Origin of the sequence: Falsirhodobacter deserti (assembly GCF_004015795.1) — a bacterium.
In the GTDB taxonomy this organism is placed as follows: domain Bacteria; phylum Pseudomonadota; class Alphaproteobacteria; order Rhodobacterales; family Rhodobacteraceae; genus Falsirhodobacter; species Falsirhodobacter deserti.
Genome location: NZ_ML137218.1, coordinates 2,228,857 through 2,251,351 on the forward strand (window position 1 = coordinate 2,228,857; position 22,495 = coordinate 2,251,351).

Below are 22,495 nucleotides of genomic sequence, written 5' to 3' on the forward strand. Positions count from 1 at the left end.
CTAGAACCGGACGATCACCGAAATCACGATCACCACCATCAGCAGCGTCGGCAGCTCGTTCATCATGCGATAGGTGCGGCCCGAGAGCTTGTTTTCACCGCGTACGAAATCCTTGCGCCGTGCAGCCAGCCAGCCGTGGAACGCGCTCATCGCAAGAACGGCAGCACCCTTGGTCCAGGGCCAGATCTGCGACCAGTCCACGACGCCGGGCGTAAAGACAAGGCACAGCCCGAAGACCCATGTCGCGATCATCGCAGGATTGATGATCGCCCGCAGCAGTCGGCGCTCCATCGTCTGGAACAGTTCCTCCGGTACGTCATTCTCGGCGTGATAAACGTAAAGCCGCGGCAGGTAAAACAGCCCGGCCATCCACGCGATGACAGAGATCACGTGAAGCGCCTTGACCCAGAGATAGGCTGAAAGAAGCAGATCGAACATGCCCGACCCATATCTTCTTAAAGTATTGAAAGAAAGAAGGATGATTAAGTAGTAGGCCCGGTGGATAACTGAATCCAGCTTGTTTTCCCGTGGGTTTGAGCGCAGCCCTCTGCCTGTGGAAAATTACGGGGAATATCCGGGCGATCCGCGAGGCATTACGCTGCATTGCCCTTATTTCACTGGGGTTGATCGTGGATAACCTGATGTGGATAACTGCGGGCATATCCTATTGATCCATGATGATTCGGAAGTTTATCAACATGAGACCGAATCACGATATCAACATGTGGATAATAACCCTTGGTCGCTTGACTCAATGCCTGAGTCGTCCCATGCCTTCCGGATGAGGAATATTTTCCCGAAGACCGTGCGCCCGATTCGACCCCGATTCCTCCACAGAGTCGCCCAATGAGCCATCGCCTTATTCTTGCCACATCATCCGATTCGCGTCGCCGCATTGTGGCAAGCGCGGGAGTGCAGGCAGAAGCCCTCCCCGCACGCATCGATGAGGAGGCAATCAGGCTGGCATTGGAGGCGGAAGCCGCCAAACCACGCGACATCGCCGACACGCTGGCCGAGATGAAGGCGCGCAAGATCGCCGAACGGCATCCTGATTCCATCGTGATCGGCAGCGATCAGGTTCTGTGTTTCGAAAACAGGGTGCACGGCAAGCCTGATTCTCTGGATTCGGCCCGCCGGATGCTGCAGCAGATGCGCGGAAAAACGCATCAGCTCATCTCGGCCGTGGTGGTTTATGAAGGGGCACGGCCGGTTTGGCGGCACGTGGATCAGGCCAGCCTGACGATGCGAACCTTCTCGGATGACTGGCTGGAAGGTTACCTTCAGCGCAATCATGATGTGGTCTGCACCTCGGCTGGAGGCTACAGGCTGGAAGAGGAAGGCGTGCGACTGTTCTCGGATATCAAGGGTGACTGGTTCACCATCATGGGCCTTCCCCTGCTGCCGCTGCTGGTGTGGCTGACACAGAGGGGATTTATCGATGGCTGACCGTATTCCGCTGGCCGGTGTCATCGGCCATCCCATCGCACACAGCCGCTCTCCACGGCTTCATGGCTTCTGGCTGCAGCGATATGGCCTTCAGGGGCACTATGTCCCCATGGATGTGGGCGGGCAGGATCTGGAACAGGTGATCCGGTCTTTGCCAAAGGCGGGTTTCGTGGGCGTTAACGTTACAATTCCGCATAAGGAGGCGATGATCAGGATCGCCGATGTCGTCACTGACCGGGCAGCCCTGATCGGCGCTGCGAACACCATTACCTTCCTGCCGGATGGCCGCATCTATGCCGATAATACGGACGGGGCAGGCTTTATCGAAAACATGTGCCAAGGCGCACCCGACTGGGATGCAAAGGCGGGGCCGGCTGCCTTGTTCGGGGCCGGCGGCGCGTCCCGCGCTGTGGTCTCTGCCCTGATCGAGGCTGGTGTGCCGGAGATACGCATCGCCAACCGTACGCGTGCCCGCGCCGAGGCGCTGCGGACGGACTTCGGCCCCCGCGTCATCGTGTATGACTGGATCCAGGCCGCGAACATGCTGGAAGATGCGATGACGGTGGTGAACACCTCCTCGCTTGGCATGACAGGTAAGGCTGCCTTCCGCGTGCCGCTGGATGCGCTGTCCCCGAAGGCGACGGTGACGGATATCGTCTATGCCCCCCTTGAAACCACTCTTCTGGCCGAAGCGCGTGCCTTGGGCTGCACCGTGGTGGACGGATTGGGCATGCTGCTGCATCAGGCCGCCCCAGGTTTCGAGCGTTGGTTCGGCCACCGCCCCGAGGTCGACGACGCAACACGCGACTTCGTCCTGGGATGATCCGTCTCGGGCTCACCGGCTCCATCGGTATGGGGAAATCGACCACCGCGGCGATGTTTGCTGCCGCGGGGGTGCCTGTCTGGGATGCGGATGCCGCAGTTCACCGCCTTTACGCGCCGGGAGGGGCGGCAGTCGCCCCGCTTGCTGCAGCGTTTCCGGAAGCCGTAAGCGATCACGTGGATCGCATGGCGCTGAAAACCGTCATAGCGCGCGATCCCGCAGCCCTGGACCGGATCGAAGCCATCGTGCATCCGCTTGTTGCCGCAGATCGCGATGCCTTCCGCCCAAGCGTTCCAATGGCCGTGTTCGACATCCCGCTACTGTTTGAGAAGAGCGTTCAGATGGACCGGACACTTCTGGTCACCGCCCCGGCGGTGCTGCAGCGTGCCCGCGTTCTGTCCCGCCCCAACATGACCGAAGCGATGCTGGACACCATCCTGTCCCGCCAGATGCCGGACCGCGACAAGCGCGCCCGCGCCGACCACATCATCGAAACGCTTGATCCCGAGGCGACCCGCTTGCAGGTCCATGCCCTCATCCGGTATCTGACGCAGCATGCGTGAGATTGTTCTGGATACCGAAACCACTGGCCTTGATCCCTTCACCGGCGACCGGATCGTGGAGATCGGCGGCGTGGAACTGCTGAACCACATGCCCACGGGGCAAACCTATCACCAGTACATCAACCCTGAACGCAACATGCCGACCGAAGCGTTCGAGGTGCACGGAATCTCCGAAGATTTCCTGCGTGACAAACCCGTCTTCGCACAGATCGGACGCGAGTTTCTGGATTTCGTGGGGGATGCTAAGCTGGTCATCCACAATGCCAGCTTCGACATGAAGTTCCTGAACTATGAACTGAAGCGGATGGGGCTGCCGGAACTGCCGATGGCACAGGCGATCGACTCGCTCGCCATCGCCCGCAGGCGGTTTCCCGGTTCTCCTGCGTCGTTGGATGCCTTGTGCCGCCGGTTCGGCATCGACAACTCCTCCCGCACGAAGCACGGCGCGCTTCTGGACAGCGAGATCCTGGCCGAGGTGTATCTGGAACTGATCGGCGGCCGGCAGCCTGACCTTGTGCTGACAACCGGGCCGGTGCGCGAAACCGGCGTGCAAACCGACTGGCGTCCGCGCCCGCGTTCCGTGCCGCTGCCATCGCGCATAACGGAAGCGGAAGCCGCCGCCCATGCTGCCTTCGTGGAAAAGCTGGGCGACGGCGCGATCTGGCTGCGCCGTTAGGAAACGGCGTCGGTGGACGGTGCGTTCTGCTGGGCTGCTGCGCGGCGCTGAAGCTCGGCGCGGTACAGCGCGAGGAAGTCCACGTTGTCCACGTTCAGCGGCGGGAAGCCACCATCACGCGTCACATCGGAAATGATGCGGCGCACGAAGGGGAACAACAGGCGCGGGCATTCGATCAGCAGGAATGGATGGATCTGGTCCTCGGCCACCCCTTCGATCTGGAACAACCCGCCATAATCCAGTTCCAGCAGGAACAGCGTCTCGCCGCCGTTCTTGTTCTTGGACGTAACCTTGAACTTGGTGATGACCTCGTACTGGTTGGCGGCCTGGCGCTTGCGTGCATCAAGGCTCACCTGCACCTGGATATCAGGCTGGACATCGGTGCCGGACACACCCTTCTGGGCGACCATGTTCTCGAACGACATGTCGCGCACATACTGGGCCAGCGCCTGCATCTTCACCTGTTGGGGTGCAGGTGTGGCGGTGCCGTTGCTTTCGGTCATGGACTTCTCCTCAGCGTCTCTGGCAACAGTTCTAGCAACAGTTTCAGTGCCGGGTCCACGCCGAAGGGGGGCGATGCGTTGCCTTTTCGGCGTCAAGGTCAATGAACTCGCCGTCGATCGTCGTCTCGCGCGGGGGGTGCGGGCGCACCACGCGCACCCGCGCGGCGATCCGCCGCATCACAAGATTGCGCACCTGCGGCAAAAGCAGCAGAAGGCCCAGCGTGTCGGTCAGGAAACCGGGCAGAATCAGCAGGCTGCCGGATGCCACCAGCATGGCCTTGTGGGCAAGGGGCGACAGCGGATCCGCCTGTGCCTGGAATTCGCGCATGCGCGACGGGCCACCCTGCGCACGGATCAGCGCCATGCCGCCAGCAGCGGTTCCAAGGATGATCAACAGGGTCAAACCAAGCCCGATCGCCGAACCAACGGTGACGAACAGGCTGATTTCGATCAGCGGCAGGCCGATCAGCAGGGCAAAAAGCCACATGCAAAGGCTCCTTTCTCGGGCGTCGCAGCGGTGGACTCGGCCGCGCTCGATCCCTACATAAGCACAACGGGGCTGATCCCAAACCCCTGACCGAGGTAACGTATGAGCTCTTCGACCATGATCCAGCTTCTCGTCCTTGCGGCGATCGCAGTCTTCCTGATCCTGAAACTGCGGTCGGTTCTTGGCACGCGCACAGGATTCGAGAAGCCGCCCGTCCAGCCCGGCACCCCCGAGGTTGCAAATCAGCGCGGCGGGTTCGAGGTGATCGAAGGCGGGCCTGATCGCGACATCACCGACCATGTGCCCGAAGGTTCGGACAGCGCAGTTGCCCTTGCCGCGATGAAGCGGGTGGAACCGTCCTTCTCTGTCACCGAGTTCCTGTCAGGCGCGCGCGGCGCTTACGAGATGATCCTGACAGCCTTTGACCGCGGGGAACTGGAGGATGTCCGCTCCTTCATTACGCCCGACGTCTTTGAGGCATTCTCGGAGGCTGTGGAGGCCCGCCGTGCGCAGGGCCTGACGGTCCAGTCCAACATCATTGGCATCCGCGAGCTTGCGGTGAACGAGGCGACCTTCTCCGAAGCCAGCAGCATCGCCGAGATCACCGTCCGCTTCATGGCCGAGATGACGACCGTGGTGAAGAACGGGGCCGGCGAAATCGTCGAAGGCAGCGAAACGGAGTTGAAACGCCAGCGCGACCTGTGGACCTTCCAGCGGGCGATGGGCGCACCCGATCCGAACTGGCGCCTCGTCGCCACAGGAGAGTGAGCGGGCGTCTTCGCCTCTGTGCCGCCGGTTCGCCGGCGGCTTTTGCATGCCAGGGGGCATGATGGCACGCCGCCGCACCTTGAGACCGGAAGAAGAGGAACTGTGGCAGGCGGTCGCAAGAACGGCCCATGCCATGCATCCTGCGCGCCGAAACCCTGCCCCCCAGCAGCCGGAACAACCGCCGGGTGCCCAGAAAGCTGACCGGCCGCCGTTGCCCGATTTCGCCATCGGAACGAAAACCGCCGGTCGTCCGCATGACATCGCGCCCACCCTGCGCGAACAGATCGCCGCCCATCCCCTGAAGATGGACGCGCGCCAGTTCGCCCGCATGTCGCGTGGCAAGCTGTCGCCCGAGGCCCGGATCGACCTGCACGGCATGACTCTGGCCGAGGCACATCCGGAGCTTGTGCATTTCATCCTCGACAGCCACCGGCGGGGGATGCGGCTTGTGCTTGTGATCACCGGCAAGGGAAAGGTGCGGGACGAAGGCGGTCCCATCCCCACCCGCACCGGCGTTCTGCGCCATCAGGTGCCGCAATGGCTGCGTCTGCCGCCACTTGGTCCCCTTGTCCAGCAAGTGGCCGAGGCGCATCTGAAACACGGCGGCATGGGCGCATATTACGTTTATCTGCGCCGCCGCTAGGCCCTTGCCCTGCCCCTGCCGCACCGTAAACATGGCGCGGAAGGAGAGTTTCATGCAGATCATCACCGCCAGCCTAGTCATCGGCGTCATCGCAACCGCCATCTTCGATCTCTGGGGTCTGCTTGTCGCGCGCCTCCGCAGGGCCGCGCCTCCGCGATGGGACCTTCCGGGCCGCTGGTTCGGGCATATGCTGCACGGGCGGTTCCGACATGATGACATGGCCGTTCCCCATCCGATCGCAGGCGAATCCGCTATCGGCTGGATCATGCATTACGTGATCGGCGTGGTTTACGCCGCGCTGATTCCGCTGATTTGGGGAAGGAAGTGGCTGGAAGAGCCGACGCTGGCACCTGCCCTGATTGTCGGTGTCGTCACGGTGCTGGCGGGGTGGCTTGTCATGTCGCCGGGCATGGGCAACGGATTTGCCGCCAGCCGCGCCCCGAACCCTTGGACGGTTCGGGGGCTGCAGCTGGCGGCACATGTCGTGTTCGGCTTCGGCCTGTGGATCGGCGCGCTGCTTTACAGCATGTAACGCGACACGTCGGTGCTGCGCGCCAGCGTGCCAAGGTTGGCCTCGACATAGGCGGCATCGACGGTCACGGCTTCGCCGCCCTTGTCGGGGGCGGTGAAGGAAAGCTCCTCGAACACCCGCTCGATCACCGTGTAAAGCCGCCGCGCCCCGATATTCTCGACCGAGCCGTTCACCTCGGCCGCGATGCGTGCCAGCGCCGCGATGCCGTCCTCGCTGAATGCCACTTCCACACCTTCCGTCGCCATCAGGGCGGTGTATTGCCGTGTCAGCGCGTTGTCGGTGTCGGTCAGGATGCGCACGAAGTCATCCTCGGTCAGCGCCTGAAGTTCCACCCGGATCGGCAGGCGGCCCTGAAGTTCCGGCAGCAGGTCCGACGGTTTCGCCACATGGAACGCGCCCGAGGCGATGAACAGGATGTGGTCCGTCTTCACCGCGCCGTGCTTTGTGGAAACGGTGGTGCCTTCGATCAGCGGCAGCAGGTCGCGCTGCACGCCTTCACGCGAAACATCGCCGCTGCGGCTGTCGGTACGGGCGCAGACCTTGTCGATCTCGTCGATGAAGACGATGCCGTTCTGCTGCACGGCTTCCAGCGCGGCCGCCTTCACGGCCTCGTCGTCCAGCAGCTTGTCTGCCTCGTCGTTCATCAGGATGTCGTGGCTGTCGGCGACGGTCATCTTCTTGCGTATGGTGCGCCCGCCAAAGGCTTTGCCGAAGATGTCGCCCAGCTGCATCATGCCCGGCTGCTGGCCGGGGATGTCCATGTTGCCAAGGGGATTGGAATTGTCGCGAACCTCAAGCTCGATCACCTGATTGTCCAGATCGCCCGCCTTCAGCTTGGCGCGGAACATCTCGCGCGTTTGTTCGCGCGCATCCTTCCCGGCAACGGCTTCGATCACGCGATCTTCGGCGGCCTTGGCGGCGCGGGCCTTCACATCCTCGCGCATCCATTCGCGCGTCTCGATCATGGCGGCATCCACCAGATCGCGGATGATGCTTTCCACGTCGCGCCCGACATATCCGACTTCGGTGAATTTCGTTGCTTCCACCTTCAGGAAGGGCGCGCGGGCAAGCTTTGCGAGACGGCGGCTGATCTCGGTCTTGCCGACACCGGTCGGGCCGATCATCAGGATGTTCTTGGGGTATACCTCGTCGCGCAGGTCGTCGCCCAGTTGCTTGCGCCGCCAGCGATTGCGCAGCGCCACGGCCACGGCCCGTTTCGCACTGGACTGGCCGATGATGAAACGGTCCAGTTCGCTAACGATCTCTCTCGGGGTCAGGTCTGTCATCGGGTCTCCTTCAGGCAGCGCGCGGAACAATGGGCGCGCCCCTTTCGTTGTCTGGGAAATAAACGGAGGATGCGTCATGCCGACACCGGCAGAACTTGAAAAGAAACTGTGGAAGGCGCTGCAGGATCACGCGACGGTTTTTCTGGGCCTGTCCAATGCAGAACACGGCCATGCCCGTCCGATGACCTTCATTGCCGATGGCGATCACGGCCCGCTTTATGTCTTCACCACCAAGGATAACGACATGGTGGAACGGGCGCATGCCGGCAGCGCGGCCTTTGCCCATTACGTGTCCAAGGGGCATGACCTTTGGGCCTGCATCCACGGCAACATTTCCATCACCGCGGATCGGGCCGTCATCGACCGCCTTTGGAACAGCCACGTCGCCGCATGGTACAGCGGCAAGGACGACCCGAAGATGGCCGTGATCCGGTTCGATGCTGACCATGCCGAGGTGTGGGAAGACAGTTCCAGCGCCCTTGCCGGGATCAAGCTGGCGCTTGGCCTGTCCGATCCCAAGAAGGACGCGCAGGGCAAGAAGGCCACCGTCCAGATGTAGGCCTTCAGCCGCGGGCAATACGTTCCACCGTCAGCTTGCCGTTGGTGTAAACGCAGATTTCCGCGGCAATGGCCATGGCCTTCCGGGCGATATCCTCGGCCGGAAGGCCGGTTTCCATCAGGCCGCGCGCTGCCGCCAGCGCGAAGTTTCCACCCGAGCCGATCGCGGCGACGTCATGCTCCGGCTCCAGCACATCGCCTGCGCCGGTGATGACCAGAAGATCGGTGCCGTCGGTCACGATCAGCATCGCTTCCAGTTTCTGCAGATACTTGTCGGTCCGCCAGTCCTTGGCCAGTTCCACGCTGGCGCGGGCCAGCTGGCCCGGAAAGGCCTCCAGCTTCGTTTCCAGCCGTTCCAGCAGGGTGAAGGCATCCGCGGTCGATCCCGCAAATCCCGCGATCACTTCGCGCCCGCCGGGGGACAAGCGGCGCACCTTGCGGGCTGTTCCCTTGATGACGGTCTGCCCAAGGCTCACCTGTCCGTCGCCTGCGATCACCACCTCGTCTCCGCGCCGCACGCCGATGATGGTGGTGCCGTGCCAGCCGGGAAATTGGTTGTCCGCCATGGGATCTCCTTTTCTTGCGGCCTGTATATGGCCGTGCGCAGCATCAGCCTCAACCCCGCCGCAGCAGGTGCGGAAGCCACAGGTCAGCGATGTGCGGGATTGTGCCGCCGGTGCGGCTGGAAAAAGGGGCGCCCGAAGGCGCCCGCTGCGATCAGATCGCGCTTTGGATCCAGTTGGCAAGCGCGGCCTTGGGGGCGGCACCGATCTTGTTGGACACGACTTCGCCGCCCTTGAACATGAACAGGGCCGGGATCCCGCGAACGCCCAGCTGGGCCGGGCTGGCGGGGTTCTCGTCCACGTTGACCTTCACGATCTTCACCTTGCCTTCGTATTCGGCCGAAAGCTCTTCCAGGGCCGGACCGATCTGACGGCAGGGACCGCACCATTCGGCCCAGAAATCCACGATCACGGGAATATCCGATTGACGGACTTCGGCATCGAAAGTGGCATCGGTAACGGGAACGGTGGCCATCGGGGCAACTCCTATCTGATTGGCATCAGACGTAGGCACCGCACCATTTGCCGTCAAGGACCGGCATTTTGCTTGCATGATGAAGGTCGAAAGGCCATCCCTTGGTGCAACGAGAGGATGGTGCATGCAGATCGAGACAACAACCCTTGAGGGTGTTCTTCTTCTGACCCCTCGCCGGTTCGGCGATGCGCGGGGTTTCTTTTCCGAAAGCTGGAACCGGCGGACGCTGCAACAGGCGGGGGTGGAGCTGCCGGACTTCGTGCAGGACAACCATTCCATGTCGGCCAAGGCGGGCACCGTGCGCGGTCTGCACTTCCAGTCGCCGCCCCATGCGCAGGGCAAGCTGGTGCGCTGCGGGCGCGGCGCGCTGTTCGACGTGGCGGTGGATGTGCGGCGCGGCAGCCCGACCTATGGCCAGTGGACGGGCGCGGAGCTGAGCTTCGAGAACGGCAAGCAGCTTTGGATTCCCGCAGGCTTCCTGCACGGCTTCGTCACGCTGACGGACGATACCGAGATCGTTTATAAATGTACCGACCACTATGCGCCCGAATGCGATGGCGCGGTGCGTTGGGACAGCGCGGGCATCGACTGGCCGCTGCCTCAGGGCGTGACGCCCGTATTGTCCGACAAGGATGCCGCCGCGCAAGTGCTGGCAGATTTTGAATCTCCCTTCTCGATGGAGCATGCATGAAACTCCTGATTACCGGCGGGGCCGGCTTTATCGGCTCGGCCGTGGTGCGCCAGGCAATCCGCGACGGCCACTCGGTCGTGAACCTTGACGCGCTGACCTATGCCGCCTGCCTTGATAACGTGGCCGAGGCAGCGGAAAGCCCGAACTATGCGTTCGAGCATGCCGATATCCGCGACCGTGCCGCGCTGGACCGGATCTTCGCGCAGCACAAGCCGGACGCGGTGATGCACCTTGCCGCTGAAAGCCATGTGGACCGGTCCATCGACGGGCCGGGCGATTTCGTGCAAACCAATGTCATCGGCACCTTCAACATGCTGGAAGCGGCCCGCGCCTATTGGACGCAGCAGGGCAAGCCGGACACATTCCGTTTCCACCACATCTCCACCGACGAAGTCTTCGGAAGTCTTGGCGAGACGGGCCAATTCACCGAAGAAACGCCATATGCGCCGAACTCTCCCTATTCGGCGTCAAAGGCGGGATCGGATCACCTGGTGCGGGCATGGCATGAAACCTACGGCCTGCCGGTGGTGATGACCAACTGCTCCAACAACTATGGCCCTTACCACTTCCCCGACAAGTTGATCCCCGTCGTCATCCTGAAGGCCTTGGCGGCTGAGCCGATCCCCGTTTATGGCAAGGGCGAAAACGTGCGCGACTGGCTGTATGTGGAGGATCATGCCGACGCGCTGCTGACCGTGGTCCAGAAGGGCCAGCTTGGCCGCAGCTACAACATCGGCGGCGAGAACGAGGCGAAGAACATCGACATCGTCCGCACCATCTGCGCCATCCTTGATGAAAAACGTCCCAAGAACGCCCCCTATGCCGACCAGATCACCTTCGTGACCGACCGGCCGGGCCACGACCTGCGCTATGCCATCGATCCGACCCGCATCAGCACGGAACTGGGCTGGCGCCCGTCCGTCACGCTGGAACAGGGGCTGGAAAAGACCGTGGACTGGTATCTGGCGAACGAGGCCTGGTGGCGTCCGCTTCAGGAACGTCAGGGCGTGGGCCAGCGCCTGGGGGTCAAGGCATGAAGATCCTCGTCTTCGGACAAACGGGTCAGGTCGCGCGGGAACTGGCGCGGCGTTTGCCAGATGCCACCTTCCTGTCGCGCGATCAGGCCGATCTTGCCGATCCCGAAGCCTGCGCCGCCGCAATCCGGAACAGCGATGCAAAGGCATTGATCAACGCTGCCGCATGGACGGCGGTGGACAAGGCCGAGGCCGAAGAAGATGCCGCCACGGTCATCAACGGCGATGCCCCTGCGGCCATGGCGAAGGTCTGCGCGGCAAAAGGCATCCCCTTTGTCCACATTTCCACCGACTATGTCTTCGATGGCAGCGGGACGATGCCTTGGAAGCCGGATGATGAAACCGCGCCCATCGGCGCCTATGGCCGGTCCAAGCTGGCGGGCGAACGGGGCGTGCAGGCCGCGGCAGGCACCCATGCGATCCTGCGCACCTCGTGGGTGTTTTCCGCCCATGGCAACAACTTCGTCAAGACGATGCTGCGACTGGGTGCCGAACGCGAAAAGCTGACCGTCGTGGCAGACCAGATCGGCGGGCCCACCGCCGCCGCCGATATCGCCGCCACCTGCATCGCCATGGCAGAGGGGCTGGCCGAGGATCCGGGAAAAACCGGCATCTACCACCTGTCTGGCGCGCCCGACGTAAGCTGGGCCGATTTCGCGCGCGAGATATTCACCCGTGCCGATCTTGGCGCGGTGGTGGAGGATATCCCCTCCTCCGCCTATCCCACGCCGGCAAAGCGGCCTGAGAATTCACGAATGGAATGCGGCACCCTTGCCGCCTTCGGCCTGACGCGCCCCGATTGGCGTGTCGGCCTGCAAGATGTGCTGGACGAGTTGGGAGCGGTGAAATGACGACACGCAAGGGTATCATTCTGGCAGGCGGCTCGGGCACGCGGCTTTATCCCATCACCATGGGCGTGTCCAAGCAGCTGCTGCCGCTTTATGACAAGCCGATGATCTATTACCCGCTGTCGGTGCTGATGCTGACCGGCATCCGCGAGATTGCGATCATCACGACGCCCCAGGATCAGGACCAGTTCCAGCGCCTGATGGGCGATGGCAGCCAATGGGGGATCGAGATCACGTGGCTGGTCCAGCCTTCCCCCGACGGGCTGGCGCAAGCCTATCTGATCGCCGAAGAATTCCTGGCAGGCGCGCCTTCGGCAATGGTTCTGGGAGACAACATCTTCTTCGGCCACGGCCTGCCGAACCTTCTGCGGGCGGCGGATGCGCAGGCCACGGGCGGGACCGTCTTCGGCTATCATGTTGCCGATCCCGAACGGTATGGCGTGGTGGCCTTCGATGAAACCGGCCGCGTCAGCACGATCATCGAAAAGCCGGACGTGCCGCCGTCAAACTATGCCGTCACGGGGCTTTACTTCCTTGACGGCTCGGCCCCGGAACGCGCGGGCCGGGTTGAACCTTCGGCACGCGGAGAGTTGGAGATCACCTCCCTGCTGGAGATGTATCTGGAAGATGGCGCACTGACGGTGCAGCAGATGGGCCGCGGTTATGCTTGGCTGGACACCGGCACCCATGCCAGCCTTCTGGATGCCGGCAACTTCGTGCGCACGCTGGAGGAGCGTCAGGGCCTGCAAACCGGCAGCCCGGACGAGATCGCCTATCAGCAGGGCTGGATCGACGAGCATCAGCTTGCCGACCGCATCCGCCTGTTCCGCAAGACCAACTATGGCAAGGCGCTTCAGGACCTGCTGCGCTGAAGCGCTTCGGCGATGGCTTTTGGCGGCAGCGGCATCAAGGTGCCGCCCCGCGTCCAAAGGATCGCCGTTTCCACCCGCCGGTCGGTCCAGACCTGCGCCAGCGCATGGGCATAAGCGCCCATCTGGCGCAGGATACCTTCGGGCACCTGTCCGGCATCGGCCGGCACCGTCATGTTCGACTTGAAGTCGATGGCCAGCACCCGATCATCACGCACGATCAGCCGGTCGATGGTGCCGTAAAGCCGCTCTCCGAACAGATCGGCGGTGATGGGCACCTCTGCCAGCGTATCGGGCGCGAAGATGGCCGGATGGGCGGCGATGACCGCCTGCGCCTCGGCCAGAAGGTCGGGATCGTCCGGCACCAGGTGGGCAGCAAGGGCGGCGGGATCGTCAGCCTGCGGCAGATGTTCCAGAAGCAGGTGCAGACGGGTTCCGCGCAACTTGGCGGCCTCCTCCTCCTGCCCCTCTCCCGCAAGAGCCTTCGCCCCGCCAAGGTTTGACGGCGAAAGAAGCACGGGATCATGGACGGGATCTGCCGCATGGCGCAGCGTCCAGTCAGGCAGCGTTGTGCGAACCGCGGCAGGTGCAGCTTCCGCGGGCCTTGGTTCGGGCCAAGTGCCGTCTTCCAGCAGAAGCCCGCCCTGATACTCCACGGCACCGGCCCGTTCCATTCCCTGCCGGATCAGGTTGAACCAGTTGCCTTCCTGTTTCACATCGCCCGCTGCGGCCGCAATCAGCCAGCACTGGGCGCGCGTCAGGGCCACATAAAGCAGCCGCAACGATTCCGCCTCCCTCGCGGCCTTGCGCGAAGCGAGTGCATCGGCCATGGCGGCCGGCGCCTCGGCCTGCGCGACTTTCCAAAGTGTGCCGCCTTCCACGGCCACCAGATCGTCCCGATCCTGTGCGCGGTGATCGGCAATGTCGGGCAGGATGACGATGGGCGCCTCCAGCCCCTTTGCGCCATGCACGGTCATCACGCGGATCATGCGGCCCGCGCTGTCCATGCGGCGCTTCACCTCCACCTCGTCGGTGGTCAGCCATGACAGGAACCCCGTCAGGCTGGGCACGTCCGTCCGTTCATAGGCCAGCGCCTGCGACAGCAACTCGTCGATGCCGTCCTCGGCCTCGGTGCCAAGGCGGGCCAGCAGGCGGCGGCGTCCGTCATGGCGTGTCAGAACCCGTTCGATCAGGTCGTAAGGGCGCAGGAAATCCGAAGTGTTGCGCAGATCGCGCAGGATGCGGGTGGCTTCCGTTTCCTCGTGCCGCAGGGCCGCCCAAAGATAGCCGTCGCGCGGCTGGGCCAAGCGGTAAAGCTGGTCCTCGCTCCACCCGAAGAGGGGAGAGCGCAGAACGGCTGCCAGCGACAGGTCATCCTCGGGCGTGGACAGGAAGGACAGCAGCGCCGTCAGATCGCGCACCGCAAGCTCTGCGCCCAGCTTCAGCCGGTCCGCGCCTGCGATGGGCAGGCCCGCAACCTTGCAGGCCCGGATCAATGGGTTGAACACGCCGCCCCGCCCGCGCACCAGGATCAGGAAATCCCCCGCATGGCAGGGACGGAAGCCGCGCCCGTCAGGAATCTGCACGCCTTTGCGGATCATCTCGCCGATGCGATCGGCGATCCGGGTTGCCAGCCGCGCATGGTGATGTTCGTCCGAAATCAGGTCGACCGGGCTGGACCAGTCCTCGTCCTCCGGTGTTTCGGAAGGTTCGACCACCGGCCAAAGCTCTGCCCGGCCCGGCATGTCGCGGAAGGCGATATGACGCATCGCGCCGCCAAGCGCTTCGGGCGGGGTATCATCGAATGTTCGGTCCACAAGCCGCAGAACCGTGGCAGACGACCGGAAGGAATGTTCCAGCTGCAGATCCTGCAGGCCCTGCCGCGCTTCGGCCAGGCGTTCGGCGAAATGAAGCTTCATGCGGTCAAACGCCGCGACATCCGCCCCTTGGAACGAATAGATCGACTGCTTCTTGTCACCCACCACGAAGATGGTCCGTTCCACGTCCCGCGCGCCCATCCCCGAGGAGAATTCCTGCGCCAGAAGCTCGATCACGCGCCATTGTTCGGGCGAGGTGTCCTGCGCTTCATCGACAAGGATGTGGTCGATGCCGCCATCCAGCCTGAACAGCACCCATTGCGCCACCGAAGGGTCCGTCAGCAGATGCACAGTCCGGCGGATCAGGTCATCGAAGTCCAGCCAGCCGCGTGCGGCCTTGCGCTTGTCGTATTCGGGCAGGAACACGGCGGCAAAGGCGTGCAGGGCGCAGCTTCTTTCCGCCGCCCGCAGGGCAAGGCGCTGGAGGCGCGCCTCCTCCACCCGCCGCATCAGGTCTTCCAGACGGTCCAGAAGGGGGCCAAGCGCGGCACGCGTCGCCTTGGTGGGAAAGCTGCCGATCTTGGCGGTGAACGGCTCCTTCGCGCCGGAGCCCGTCAGCAGCACATCTTCCAGCGCGGCAAGGCCGGCCATGTCGGGTGCGATGCGAAGTTTCGGCGCGTTCCTGACATCGGTGGCGCTGCCTGCAGCCATGATGTCGGCCACCTGCGCCAGCCACTCCGCCTCCCCTCCAAGGAAAACGCGGGAAAGAAGGATGTCGGCATCCATCCCTTCGGCCAGCCCGCAGGCGGTACGGATCTGCGCCTCGGTCATGGGCGGCACAAGCCCGTCGCGCTGGCTGGCGATCTGGGCGGAAAGATCGGCGAAATCGGTTCCCGTGAAGGCGCGGGCCAGCGTTTCCACCGCATCGGGGGCAAGGCGGTCAGCCATCTCCTCGATGATGTCCTCGCGCAGAAGGGCGGCGGCGCGGTCGTCCATTTCGGTGAAGCTGGGCGAAACGCCCGCCTCCAGCGGAAAGCGCCGCAGCAGCGTCGCGCAGAACGAGTGGATCGTCTGGATCCGCAGCCCGCCGGGCGTTTCGATAGCGCGCGCGAACAACCGACGCGCCTTGGCCAGCGTGTCGGGGGCCATCGCCCCCACGCCAAGCTGCGACAGCGCCTCGGTCAGGGCGGCATCTTCCAGCATCGCCCATTCGCCAAGGCGGCGGAACAGGCGGTTCTGCATCTCGGTCGCGGCGGCCTTGGTATAGGTCAGGCACAGGATGCGCTGGGGGGACACGTCGGCCAGCAGCAGCCGCGCCACGCGATCGGTCAGCACGCGCGTCTTGCCGGAGCCCGCATTGGCCGAGAGCCAAGTGGAGGCATCGGGCCGCGCGGCCGTCACCTGCCGAAGGGTGGCGTCGTCCATCTTCATCCCACATCCTCCGGTACGGAAGGATCCTGCATTTCCCATTCCCCGAACCGCGCAAGGTGATCGTAATCGCCCGCCATCCGATCCTCGAACACGGCGCGGCGGGCGGAATAGCCCTGACCCCGGTTCATGTACTGCCCGACCAGCGCATGAAGCTGTTCCCAGACCTGCCCCAGAATCTGCTCCGTGATTTCGGTCGCCTCTATCTTCGGTTTCGTTCCCAACCCGATATAGCTGACGCGGGAAACCGGTGTCGGCCCCAGCGCCTTGAAGCCGCCGCGTTCGGCCATAGCCGCTTCAAGCAGCAGTTGCTTTTCGAAGGCGGCCTGCTGTTTTTGCGTGGGCGGGGTTCCGGTCTTGTAATCCACGATGTGCAGCGTGCCGTCGGGCAGCCGGTCGATCCGGTCGGGGCGGGCCGTCAGGCGGAAATCCAGCGGCTCCACCGGAACGCCGCCGGATTCTTCCAGCCATACAGGCTCGGCATCCGAGGATCGCTCCAGCGCAAGGAAGAACTCGGCCGCGCGTTCCATCCGCGCCAGCCACAGGGCCCGGGCTGCGGGCCACGGCACATCCTCGGCCAGCACCTGCGCGGCGGTGGCCATCAGGCGTGCATGGGTCGGGTCGCCCCCGTCGCGCACAAAGGTTTCCAGAATGCGGTGCAGGACCGACCCGCGCAGCCGGGCATCCGGCGTTTGCCGCAGCGGATCAAGCGGCTTCAGCCGCAGCACATGGCGGGCATAGATGGCATAAGGATCGCGGATCAGCGTGCGGATGCCGGTCACGGCCAGCTGGCGCGGACGGACCTCCACCGGCGGGCGCGGTGCGGGGCGCTTTGCCAGCGGCACCGGATCGCCCGGCGCTTCCAGCTGTGCGGCCAGATCCAGCCATGCGCGACCCTTTGTGCGCATCTCGGCCAGGGCGGCGGGGCCGTTCTGCGCCGGAAGGCCCTCCATAAGGTTCTGAAGGCGGTTCAGCCAGCGCGAGGGCACTGTCTCCGCCTCGGCATCGCGGGTGGCGCGGGACAGCACCACCTCGGGCAAGGCAACCGCCTGCTGGTAATCGTGCGAGGACAGACCGATCTGCCGTTCCGGCAGCAGCAGCCCCGCCTGAAGCCGCATCTGCCGGTTCAGCCACGGGTCCGGATCGGGCAAGGCAGGCCAGATGCCATCGTTCAGCCCGCCAAGGATCACAAGGTCGGCGCCCTGCACCCGTGCCTCCAGCGTGCCCCAGATCATGATGCGCGGATGGGCGGCAACCGTTTCGCGAACCTCACCGCGCGACAGCACGCTGTCGAACAGTTCGGCATAGTCGGCGGGCCCCATCTCTCCGCCATGCTCCGCCTCGGCGCGCAGATCGCCGATGACGCGCAGGGCGGCTTCCCCTGCGGCGCCATCCCAAAGGCTGCCGCTTCCATCCGATCCGGGCCCTGCAGCCAGCCGCTCGGCCACGGCAAGGTGATGTTCCAGATGCGCGGCAAGGCTGCGGGTGCCCACCATCTCCAGCCCGTCAAGCGTTCGGCCGATCCATGCCGCCCACTCTGTCACGCCATCGGCGGGGCGGGCTTCGGCCCAGGCCACCAGATCCTCCGAGGTGGGGAAGGGCGGGCCGTTGCGGCGCAGATGCAGTTCCAGATCCCGCGTCCAGCGCAGGTGGTTACCGCGGTCCGCCCCCGTGGCCGCCAAGGGATGCTTCAGCAGCGTCAGCAGTGCCTCGGGCGTGAGGCGGCGGCCCGGAAGATGGGCAAGGTGGCGGAACAGGCGGCCTGCGGCCGTTTGCTGAAGCGGTTCCCCCGCGGAATCGTCGGGTATGATGCCCCAACGGTCCAGCGCCGCCGCCACCATCCGCGTCAGCCCCCGATCCGGAGAGATGAGGGCCGCGCGCTGCCCATCCTCGGCCGCCTTGCGCAGGATCAGCGCGATCGCCTGCGCTTCCAAGCGGGGGCGCGGCGCCTCGATCAGTGTCATGCCCTCTGACGCCTTGCGCAGGCAGCCAATGTGCCGCCCTTCCGAAAGCCACTGATCCGTCACCGGCGCGGGCCGCAGCGAAAGAGAGATCAGCCGGTTGCGCACCGGCGCAACCGGCGCGTCATCGGTCCAGTCGGTTACATCCGCAGGCGTCAGGTCCAGATCGCGCAGCAGGCGGTGGAACCGGTACTGGGGATGATCCTCGGCGGTCAGTGCATCGGTCAGGCTGTCCCAGACCGGCAGGGGCAGGTCGCGGTCAAAGCCCGGCAGCACCAGCGCCCCCTGTTCCAGTTGCGCCACGCCCCGCATGAACAAAGCCGTGGCACCGCGCGATCCGGTGGAACCGGCGATGATCACCGGCCCGTCCGGCGGAACCGCCTGCCAGCGGGCCACCAGCGCCACCGCGGCAAGGCGCAGGCGGCGGTCTGCACTTGGCTGTTCGGCGAAAATGGGGGCGACGATGGAGAGGAAAGCCTGCGTCCGCGCCCAGTGGGCCGAGTGGTGCGAGACATCCAGCGCGGCCAGCGCCTCCGGCGGGACATCCTCCTGTCCCATCTCTCCCAGAAGGGTGGCGAGGCTGTCGGCCAGATCGAAGGTGGCGGCGCGGGGGGCAAGGTCGGGCTGGGCCTTCAGCAGTGCCGTGATCAGCCGGGCCAGTTCCAGCCGCAGGCGCAGGGGCGGGATCGCATCGGGCAGGTCGGGCACAAGGGCGGGCAAATCACCCAGCAGGTGGATGCGGGGCAGAAGGCGCGCCCCCCTTGCCGTCAGGATATCCACCACCCGCCGCCGCATCCGCGCGGTGTTCAGGAACAGGCGAACCTTCGCCATCGCCTCGGGGGGCTGGCCTTCCATGCGGGCCAGAAGCCCCCTTACCAGCGCGGACGGGAAATCGACGCCCAGCGGAACGGCGGAAACCTCAGCCATGAAGCAGCGCCTCGGCCATGGGGATGCTTTCGGGCCGTCCCACGTCGCACCAGCCGCCATCATGCACGATGCCGTGCAGGCGGCCTTCCCCGATCATCCGGTCCCACAGAACGTTCAGCGAAAAGGCGCGCTGGGCGATGCCGTTCAGCCCGCCCGGCTTCAGGATCTGCGCGCCAAGATAGGCGTGGTCCCCGCCCCGCGCCAAAGGCACCCCAAGGTGGAAATCCCCCGAGCCGCGATAGCCGGTGGCCCGGCTGGCCGGCAGCAGCAGCAGCAGCGCATCCATGCGCTCCGGATCCCATGCATTCATCAGCTGGGTCAGCGGGTTCACCCCCGTCCAGACCGCATCGGTGTTCAGCGTCATCACCGGCCCTTCGCCCAACAGGGGCAGTGCGGCCCGAAGGCCGCCGCCGGTTTCCAGAAGGTCGGGTTCATGGCTGACGGCGATGTCGGGCGGCAGGTAAGCGGTGATCCGGTCCGGAAGATAGTGGGTGTTGACGACGATGCGCCTCACCCCAGCATCACGCGCGACGGACAGCGCGTGATCGATCAGCGGGCGGCCTGCCACGTTGATCATGGGTTTCGGGCAATCCGCGGTCAACGCGCCCATGCGGGTGCCCAGACCGGCGGCAAACAGCATCAGGGGCGGCATTGGGCGATCCTGTCCAGAATGTCGGCCGACGGGGCGGGAAGATCCAGCACCGCGGCAAGTTCGGCCAGCGCGGGATGCGCCATGTTGCGGCGCAAATGGCCCCAGACGCGTGGGATCAGTGGCAGATAGGCAGGCTTGCCCAACGCCACCAGCCGCGAAAACACGCCAAGGATGCGCAGGCTGCGCTGGGCACCCAGAACGGCATATTCGGCGCGGAACGTGTTCGAGGGGTCGAAGCGGTGGATCATCGCCTCCTCGGTTGCCAGATTCACGTCGCGGCGCGGGTCCTGCAAAAGCGATACGAGGTCGTATCCCCGCTGTCCCATCTGCGCCAGCTGGAAATCCAGCAGGCCGACGCGTGCCTCCTCCTTCCGCTGCGGCAGCCACAGCAGGTTGGGCGAATGGTAGTCGCGCAGGATGATCACGCGCGGGCCGTCGGCATGTGCCACGATCGCACGATGCAGCGCAGCGACGGCCGCAGTCGCATCGCCCGCCTGCCCCGTGGCGCAGCGTTGGTACCAGTCGAATGCGATCCCAGCTGCCTCTGCCCAGTCCTGCGCGGAAAGATCCGGCAGGCCTTCGGGCGCAGGTGCTGCTTGCAGTCGGGTCAGCACATCGGTCGCGGCGGCGTAAAGCTCTGCCTCCTGCTTGGGGCTTTCGGCCAGAAGGCGGGTGTAAAGGTCATCGCCAAGGTCCTCCAGCAGAAGGAAACCCCGTGGAAGATCCTCTGCGAAGATGCGGGGGGCCGACAGTCCAAGCCCCAGCAGGTGGCGTGCGATATCGGCGAAATCGCCTGCATCATCGCCATTGCGCGGCGGGGCATCCATCAGAATGGCCGTGTCATCCCCCCGCCGCAGCCGCTTATAGCTACGGGCCGAGGCATCGCCTGCCAGTGCTTCCCGATCCGCTTCGGCCCACCCTGCGGCCTGCAGCATGGCTTCGGCCTGCCGGGCGCGCAGCCGCGCGATCAGCGGTGCCGGACCGTCCAGCCGCGCCAGCCGCCCCTCGCCCTCCACCTCCAGTGCGATTCGCAGGGCGTCGGGCGGTGCAAGGTCGCCCAAGCGGTCGGGCCATTCGATCAGGCAGATCGCTTCCTGCATGGCGGCATCAAGGCCAAGCTCGATCACCTCGTCGGGGTGGGACAGGCGGTAAAGGTCGGCATGCCAGATCTCAGGCTGCCCGTCATAGGTCTGCACCAGTGTGAAGGTGGGCGAGGGGATGTCCCGTTCCCCCGTGTGGGCATGGATCAGGGCGCGCGCCAGGTGCGTCTTGCCCATCCCGATGCCGCCGGAAAGCAGCACCGTATCGCCCGCGCGAAGGATGGCAGCCAGATCGGTGCCAAGGCGGGCAGTTGCGTCATCGTCAGAAAGGGGCAGGATCAGCGTCATCGGCGCGAAGATGGCGGGGCGAGGGGGCGGACGCAAGGGGCATCGGCGGTGCAGGCGGTTATCCCACGCGCACCACCAGCGGCGCTGCTACCTGCGGCCGGAAGCCGATCAGCGTGGCGCCGCCCGCCAGCCCCGCGTAACGGCATTCGATCCAGCGCCCGTCATTCAGCCGCACGCCGCCTTCCCCTCCGCTGCGCGTGCGGGGGCCAAGGGTGGCAGCAAATGCCTCGATCTCGGCCCAAAGGGTCGAAGGGGCACTGGCGGCGCGCCATTCTGCGCAAAGGCTGGCAAGGTTCGCCTCGTCCAGCCGGCCGCCGGGATCTTCGTTCCACAGCCGTGCATAGGCGGAGTTCGAGATGACGAGCGTGCCCGAGGGAGAGAAAACGGCCACCGCCTCTTCCATCGCATCGATAACTGCCTGCCCCAGTTCCAGGTCGGCGCGGTACCGGCGGGTACGGGTTATTTCGCTGGAGATATCTTCGAACAACAGCGCCATCGCGCCGTCGGGATGGGGGCGGCCCACCACGCGCCATGTCTGGCCTGTCGGCAAGCTCCATGTTTCTTCGAACCGGCCGTGGCTTGCCGCCTCCTCCAGCCCGATCATTCGCCGGCGCCAGCTGCTGTAATCCTTGGGTTCTGGGATCAGGCTGCGTTCGCGCAGCGCGTCAAGAAAGGAATAAAGCGAGAGCTTGGACGAAAGCAGGTCCGGCGGCAGGCCCGTCAGGTCCAGAAGGGCGGGATTGAAGATCTGCAGGTGGCGCTGCCGGTCGAAGATGGCAAGGCCGGTGGGCAGGTCGGCGAAGGTACGGGCAAGCGTTTGACGAAACTCGGTCAGTTGCGCTTCGGCTTTCTTTGCGCGGGTCAGGGGCCAGGCCGCTCCGGTACGGCCGTTCCGCTGCACGGCAAGCCAGCCGCCGGAAAGCTCCACCTCATCGTCCTTGGGGAACAGACGTGGCAAGGGCCATGAGGGGGTGTCGGGTGCGGCCGCCTGCACATAGGCGGCATTGGCCCAGATCACCTCTCCGCCCGGGGTTTCCTGCCACAGCGGCACCGGAGCTTCGGCCACGATCCGGCGCAGGCGGGCCAGTTCCGTGGCCTGCGCCGTTTGGGTTGGGCCGTCCCCTGCAGGGCCTTCGCCGTCGAGCGCGATGCGGGTGATGCCGCCCGAAAGTTCTGCATGCAGGATGATCCCGTTCTGCCCGGAAAGGCGCAGATGGCCCGTCCGCTCAAGCCGGTCCAGCCCTTCGGCCACATCGGGAAACTGGCCTGCAAGATAGGAAAGAAGGCGCGCGCGCAGGTGATCGCCTTCGGCCCGCAGGGCCGTCAGCAGGCTGCGCGCACCCGCGTTGGCATCGATCAGCCGGTCCCCGTCGAACAGGAAGACGGTTGTGCTGTCCCGCACTTGTGCAGGTGCGGGCTGGCGGCGCAGAAGCTGCCGCATGACATAACCTGCGGTGCAGGCAAGAAGCGCAACGGCTTCAGCCCGCATCAGGTCGATCCAGCCGATGGTCTGCATGTTCCGGCCCCCAGCTTGTATGGGCAAAGCTTTGTTCTTAT

At 64.9% G+C, this 22,495-nt stretch carries 23 protein-coding genes and 1 pseudogene; 12 read left to right on the plus strand and 12 right to left on the minus strand.

The features are described 5' to 3' along the window. Complete coding sequence (gene hemJ / locus JX25_RS11220) at positions 1-438, minus strand: protoporphyrinogen oxidase HemJ (RefSeq protein WP_128255062.1); 438 nt, start codon at positions 436-438, stop codon at positions 1-3. Positions 439-846: 408 nt separating this feature from the next. Here hemJ and JX25_RS11225 point away from each other — a divergent pair, with 408 nt between their 5' ends. Genes JX25_RS11225 through dnaQ form a run of 4 tightly spaced genes read left to right on the plus strand, consistent with a single transcriptional unit; the run spans position 847 to position 3,508 of the window. Continuing rightward, complete coding sequence (locus tag JX25_RS11225) at positions 847-1,446, plus strand: Maf family protein (RefSeq protein WP_128255063.1); 600 nt, start codon at positions 847-849, stop codon at positions 1,444-1,446. Next, positions 1,439-2,269 carry a shikimate dehydrogenase gene (locus tag JX25_RS11230; protein ID WP_128255064.1) on the plus strand — a complete coding sequence of 277 codons (831 nt, stop codon included), beginning with the start codon at positions 1,439-1,441 and terminating at the stop codon, positions 2,267-2,269. Before JX25_RS11225 ends, JX25_RS11230 begins: the two co-directional genes overlap by 8 nt. Further along, positions 2,266-2,832 carry a dephospho-CoA kinase gene (gene coaE, locus JX25_RS11235; protein ID WP_128255065.1) on the plus strand — a complete coding sequence of 189 codons (567 nt, stop codon included), beginning with the start codon at positions 2,266-2,268 and terminating at the stop codon, positions 2,830-2,832. Before JX25_RS11230 ends, coaE begins: the two co-directional genes overlap by 4 nt. Beyond that, positions 2,825-3,508, plus strand: a complete 684-nt coding sequence (gene dnaQ, locus JX25_RS11240) for a DNA polymerase III subunit epsilon (protein WP_128255066.1) — start codon at positions 2,825-2,827, stop codon at positions 3,506-3,508. The genes coaE and dnaQ overlap by 8 nt, the downstream gene beginning before the upstream one ends. Here the strand turns inward: dnaQ and secB are convergent. Both secB and JX25_RS11250 read right to left on the minus strand, forming a co-directional pair. Continuing rightward, a complete protein-coding gene (gene secB / locus JX25_RS11245; RefSeq protein ID WP_128255067.1) occupies positions 3,505-4,011 on the minus strand; it encodes a protein-export chaperone SecB in 507 nt (168 codons plus the stop codon). The two genes, dnaQ and secB, sit on opposite strands and share 4 nt — an antisense overlap. Positions 4,012-4,054: 43 nt before the next feature. Continuing rightward, positions 4,055-4,498 (minus strand): FxsA family protein, encoded by a 444-nt coding sequence (locus tag JX25_RS11250; protein ID WP_128255068.1) that lies wholly within the window; start codon positions 4,496-4,498, stop codon positions 4,055-4,057. A gap of 102 nt (positions 4,499-4,600) precedes the next feature. On the opposite strand from JX25_RS11250, the gene JX25_RS11255 reads away from it, so the two are divergent. The 3 genes from JX25_RS11255 to JX25_RS11265 all read left to right on the plus strand — a co-directional run bounded on the left by JX25_RS11255 (position 4,601) and on the right by JX25_RS11265 (position 6,441). Beyond that, positions 4,601-5,266 carry a Tim44/TimA family putative adaptor protein gene (locus tag JX25_RS11255; protein WP_128255069.1) on the plus strand — a complete coding sequence of 222 codons (666 nt, stop codon included), beginning with the start codon at positions 4,601-4,603 and terminating at the stop codon, positions 5,264-5,266. A 61-nt stretch (positions 5,267-5,327) separates the two neighbouring features. Then, positions 5,328-5,909, plus strand: a complete 582-nt coding sequence (locus JX25_RS11260; RefSeq protein ID WP_128255070.1) for a Smr/MutS family protein — start codon at positions 5,328-5,330, stop codon at positions 5,907-5,909. Between the two features lie 52 nt (positions 5,910-5,961). Beyond that, the gene (locus JX25_RS11265; protein WP_128255071.1) at positions 5,962-6,441 is read left to right on the plus strand and encodes a DUF2938 domain-containing protein; all 480 of its coding nucleotides are present in this window, start codon (positions 5,962-5,964) and stop codon (positions 6,439-6,441) included. Here JX25_RS11265 and hslU read toward each other — a convergent pair. Beyond that, entirely contained in the window at positions 6,429-7,727 is a 1,299-nt protein-coding gene (hslU, locus tag JX25_RS11270; protein WP_128255072.1) for an ATP-dependent protease ATPase subunit HslU, read from the minus strand. The two genes, JX25_RS11265 and hslU, sit on opposite strands and share 13 nt — an antisense overlap. Before the next feature lie 76 nt (positions 7,728-7,803). Here hslU and JX25_RS11275 point away from each other — a divergent pair, with 76 nt between their 5' ends. After that, positions 7,804-8,286, plus strand: a complete 483-nt coding sequence (locus tag JX25_RS11275) for a pyridoxamine 5'-phosphate oxidase family protein (RefSeq protein ID WP_128255073.1) — start codon at positions 7,804-7,806, stop codon at positions 8,284-8,286. Positions 8,287-8,290: 4 nt separating this feature from the next. Here JX25_RS11275 and hslV read toward each other — a convergent pair whose 3' ends face one another. Together hslV and trxA are read right to left on the minus strand one after the other, a co-directional pair. After that, positions 8,291-8,851 (minus strand): ATP-dependent protease subunit HslV, encoded by a 561-nt coding sequence (hslV, locus tag JX25_RS11280; protein WP_128255074.1) that lies wholly within the window; start codon positions 8,849-8,851, stop codon positions 8,291-8,293. Between the two features lie 151 nt (positions 8,852-9,002). Further along, the gene (gene trxA, locus JX25_RS11285; RefSeq protein ID WP_128255075.1) at positions 9,003-9,323 is read right to left on the minus strand and encodes a thioredoxin; all 321 of its coding nucleotides are present in this window, start codon (positions 9,321-9,323) and stop codon (positions 9,003-9,005) included. Between the two features lie 124 nt (positions 9,324-9,447). Here trxA and rfbC point away from each other — a divergent pair, with 124 nt between their 5' ends. The 4 genes from rfbC to rfbA are packed head-to-tail and all read left to right on the plus strand — an operon-like array spanning position 9,448 to position 12,768. Next, positions 9,448-10,014 (plus strand): dTDP-4-dehydrorhamnose 3,5-epimerase, encoded by a 567-nt coding sequence (rfbC, locus tag JX25_RS11290; protein ID WP_128255076.1) that lies wholly within the window; start codon positions 9,448-9,450, stop codon positions 10,012-10,014. After that, positions 10,011-11,051 (plus strand): dTDP-glucose 4,6-dehydratase, encoded by a 1,041-nt coding sequence (gene rfbB / locus JX25_RS11295; protein ID WP_128255077.1) that lies wholly within the window; start codon positions 10,011-10,013, stop codon positions 11,049-11,051. The genes rfbC and rfbB overlap by 4 nt, the downstream gene beginning before the upstream one ends. Further along, positions 11,048-11,899 (plus strand): dTDP-4-dehydrorhamnose reductase, encoded by an 852-nt coding sequence (rfbD, locus tag JX25_RS11300; protein ID WP_128255078.1) that lies wholly within the window; start codon positions 11,048-11,050, stop codon positions 11,897-11,899. Before rfbB ends, rfbD begins: the two co-directional genes overlap by 4 nt. Further along, positions 11,896-12,768, plus strand: a complete 873-nt coding sequence (gene rfbA / locus JX25_RS11305; RefSeq protein WP_128255079.1) for a glucose-1-phosphate thymidylyltransferase RfbA — start codon at positions 11,896-11,898, stop codon at positions 12,766-12,768. Before rfbD ends, rfbA begins: the two co-directional genes overlap by 4 nt. Here the strand turns inward: rfbA and addA are convergent. The 6 genes and pseudogenes from addA to JX25_RS11330 all read right to left on the minus strand — a co-directional run bounded on the left by addA (position 12,750) and on the right by JX25_RS11330 (position 22,454). Continuing rightward, positions 12,750-16,013 (minus strand): double-strand break repair helicase AddA, encoded by a 3,264-nt coding sequence (addA, locus tag JX25_RS11310; protein ID WP_128255080.1) that lies wholly within the window; start codon positions 16,011-16,013, stop codon positions 12,750-12,752. The genes rfbA and addA overlap by 19 nt on opposite strands. After that, positions 16,010-18,898, minus strand: coding sequence for a double-strand break repair protein AddB (gene addB / locus JX25_RS11315; protein WP_128255081.1), 2,889 nt, complete (start codon positions 18,896-18,898; stop codon positions 16,010-16,012). Before addB ends, addA begins: the two co-directional genes overlap by 4 nt. Next, positions 18,891-19,550 (minus strand): nucleotidyltransferase family protein, encoded by a 660-nt coding sequence (locus JX25_RS11320; RefSeq protein ID WP_128255082.1) that lies wholly within the window; start codon positions 19,548-19,550, stop codon positions 18,891-18,893. The genes addB and JX25_RS11320 overlap by 8 nt, the downstream gene beginning before the upstream one ends. Next, positions 19,538-20,539, minus strand: coding sequence for an aminoglycoside phosphotransferase family protein (locus JX25_RS11325; protein WP_421780814.1), 1,002 nt, complete (start codon positions 20,537-20,539; stop codon positions 19,538-19,540). Before JX25_RS11325 ends, JX25_RS11320 begins: the two co-directional genes overlap by 13 nt. A 6-nt stretch (positions 20,540-20,545) precedes the next feature. Next, positions 20,546-20,938 (minus strand): annotated as a pseudogene (gene tsaE, locus JX25_RS15390) (tRNA (adenosine(37)-N6)-threonylcarbamoyltransferase complex ATPase subunit type 1 TsaE); the annotation flags it as partial. 58 nt (positions 20,939-20,996) lie between these two features. Then, positions 20,997-22,454, minus strand: a complete 1,458-nt coding sequence (locus tag JX25_RS11330) for a PAS-domain containing protein (protein WP_241557916.1) — start codon at positions 22,452-22,454, stop codon at positions 20,997-20,999. Between the last annotated feature and the right edge of the window lie 41 nt (positions 22,455-22,495).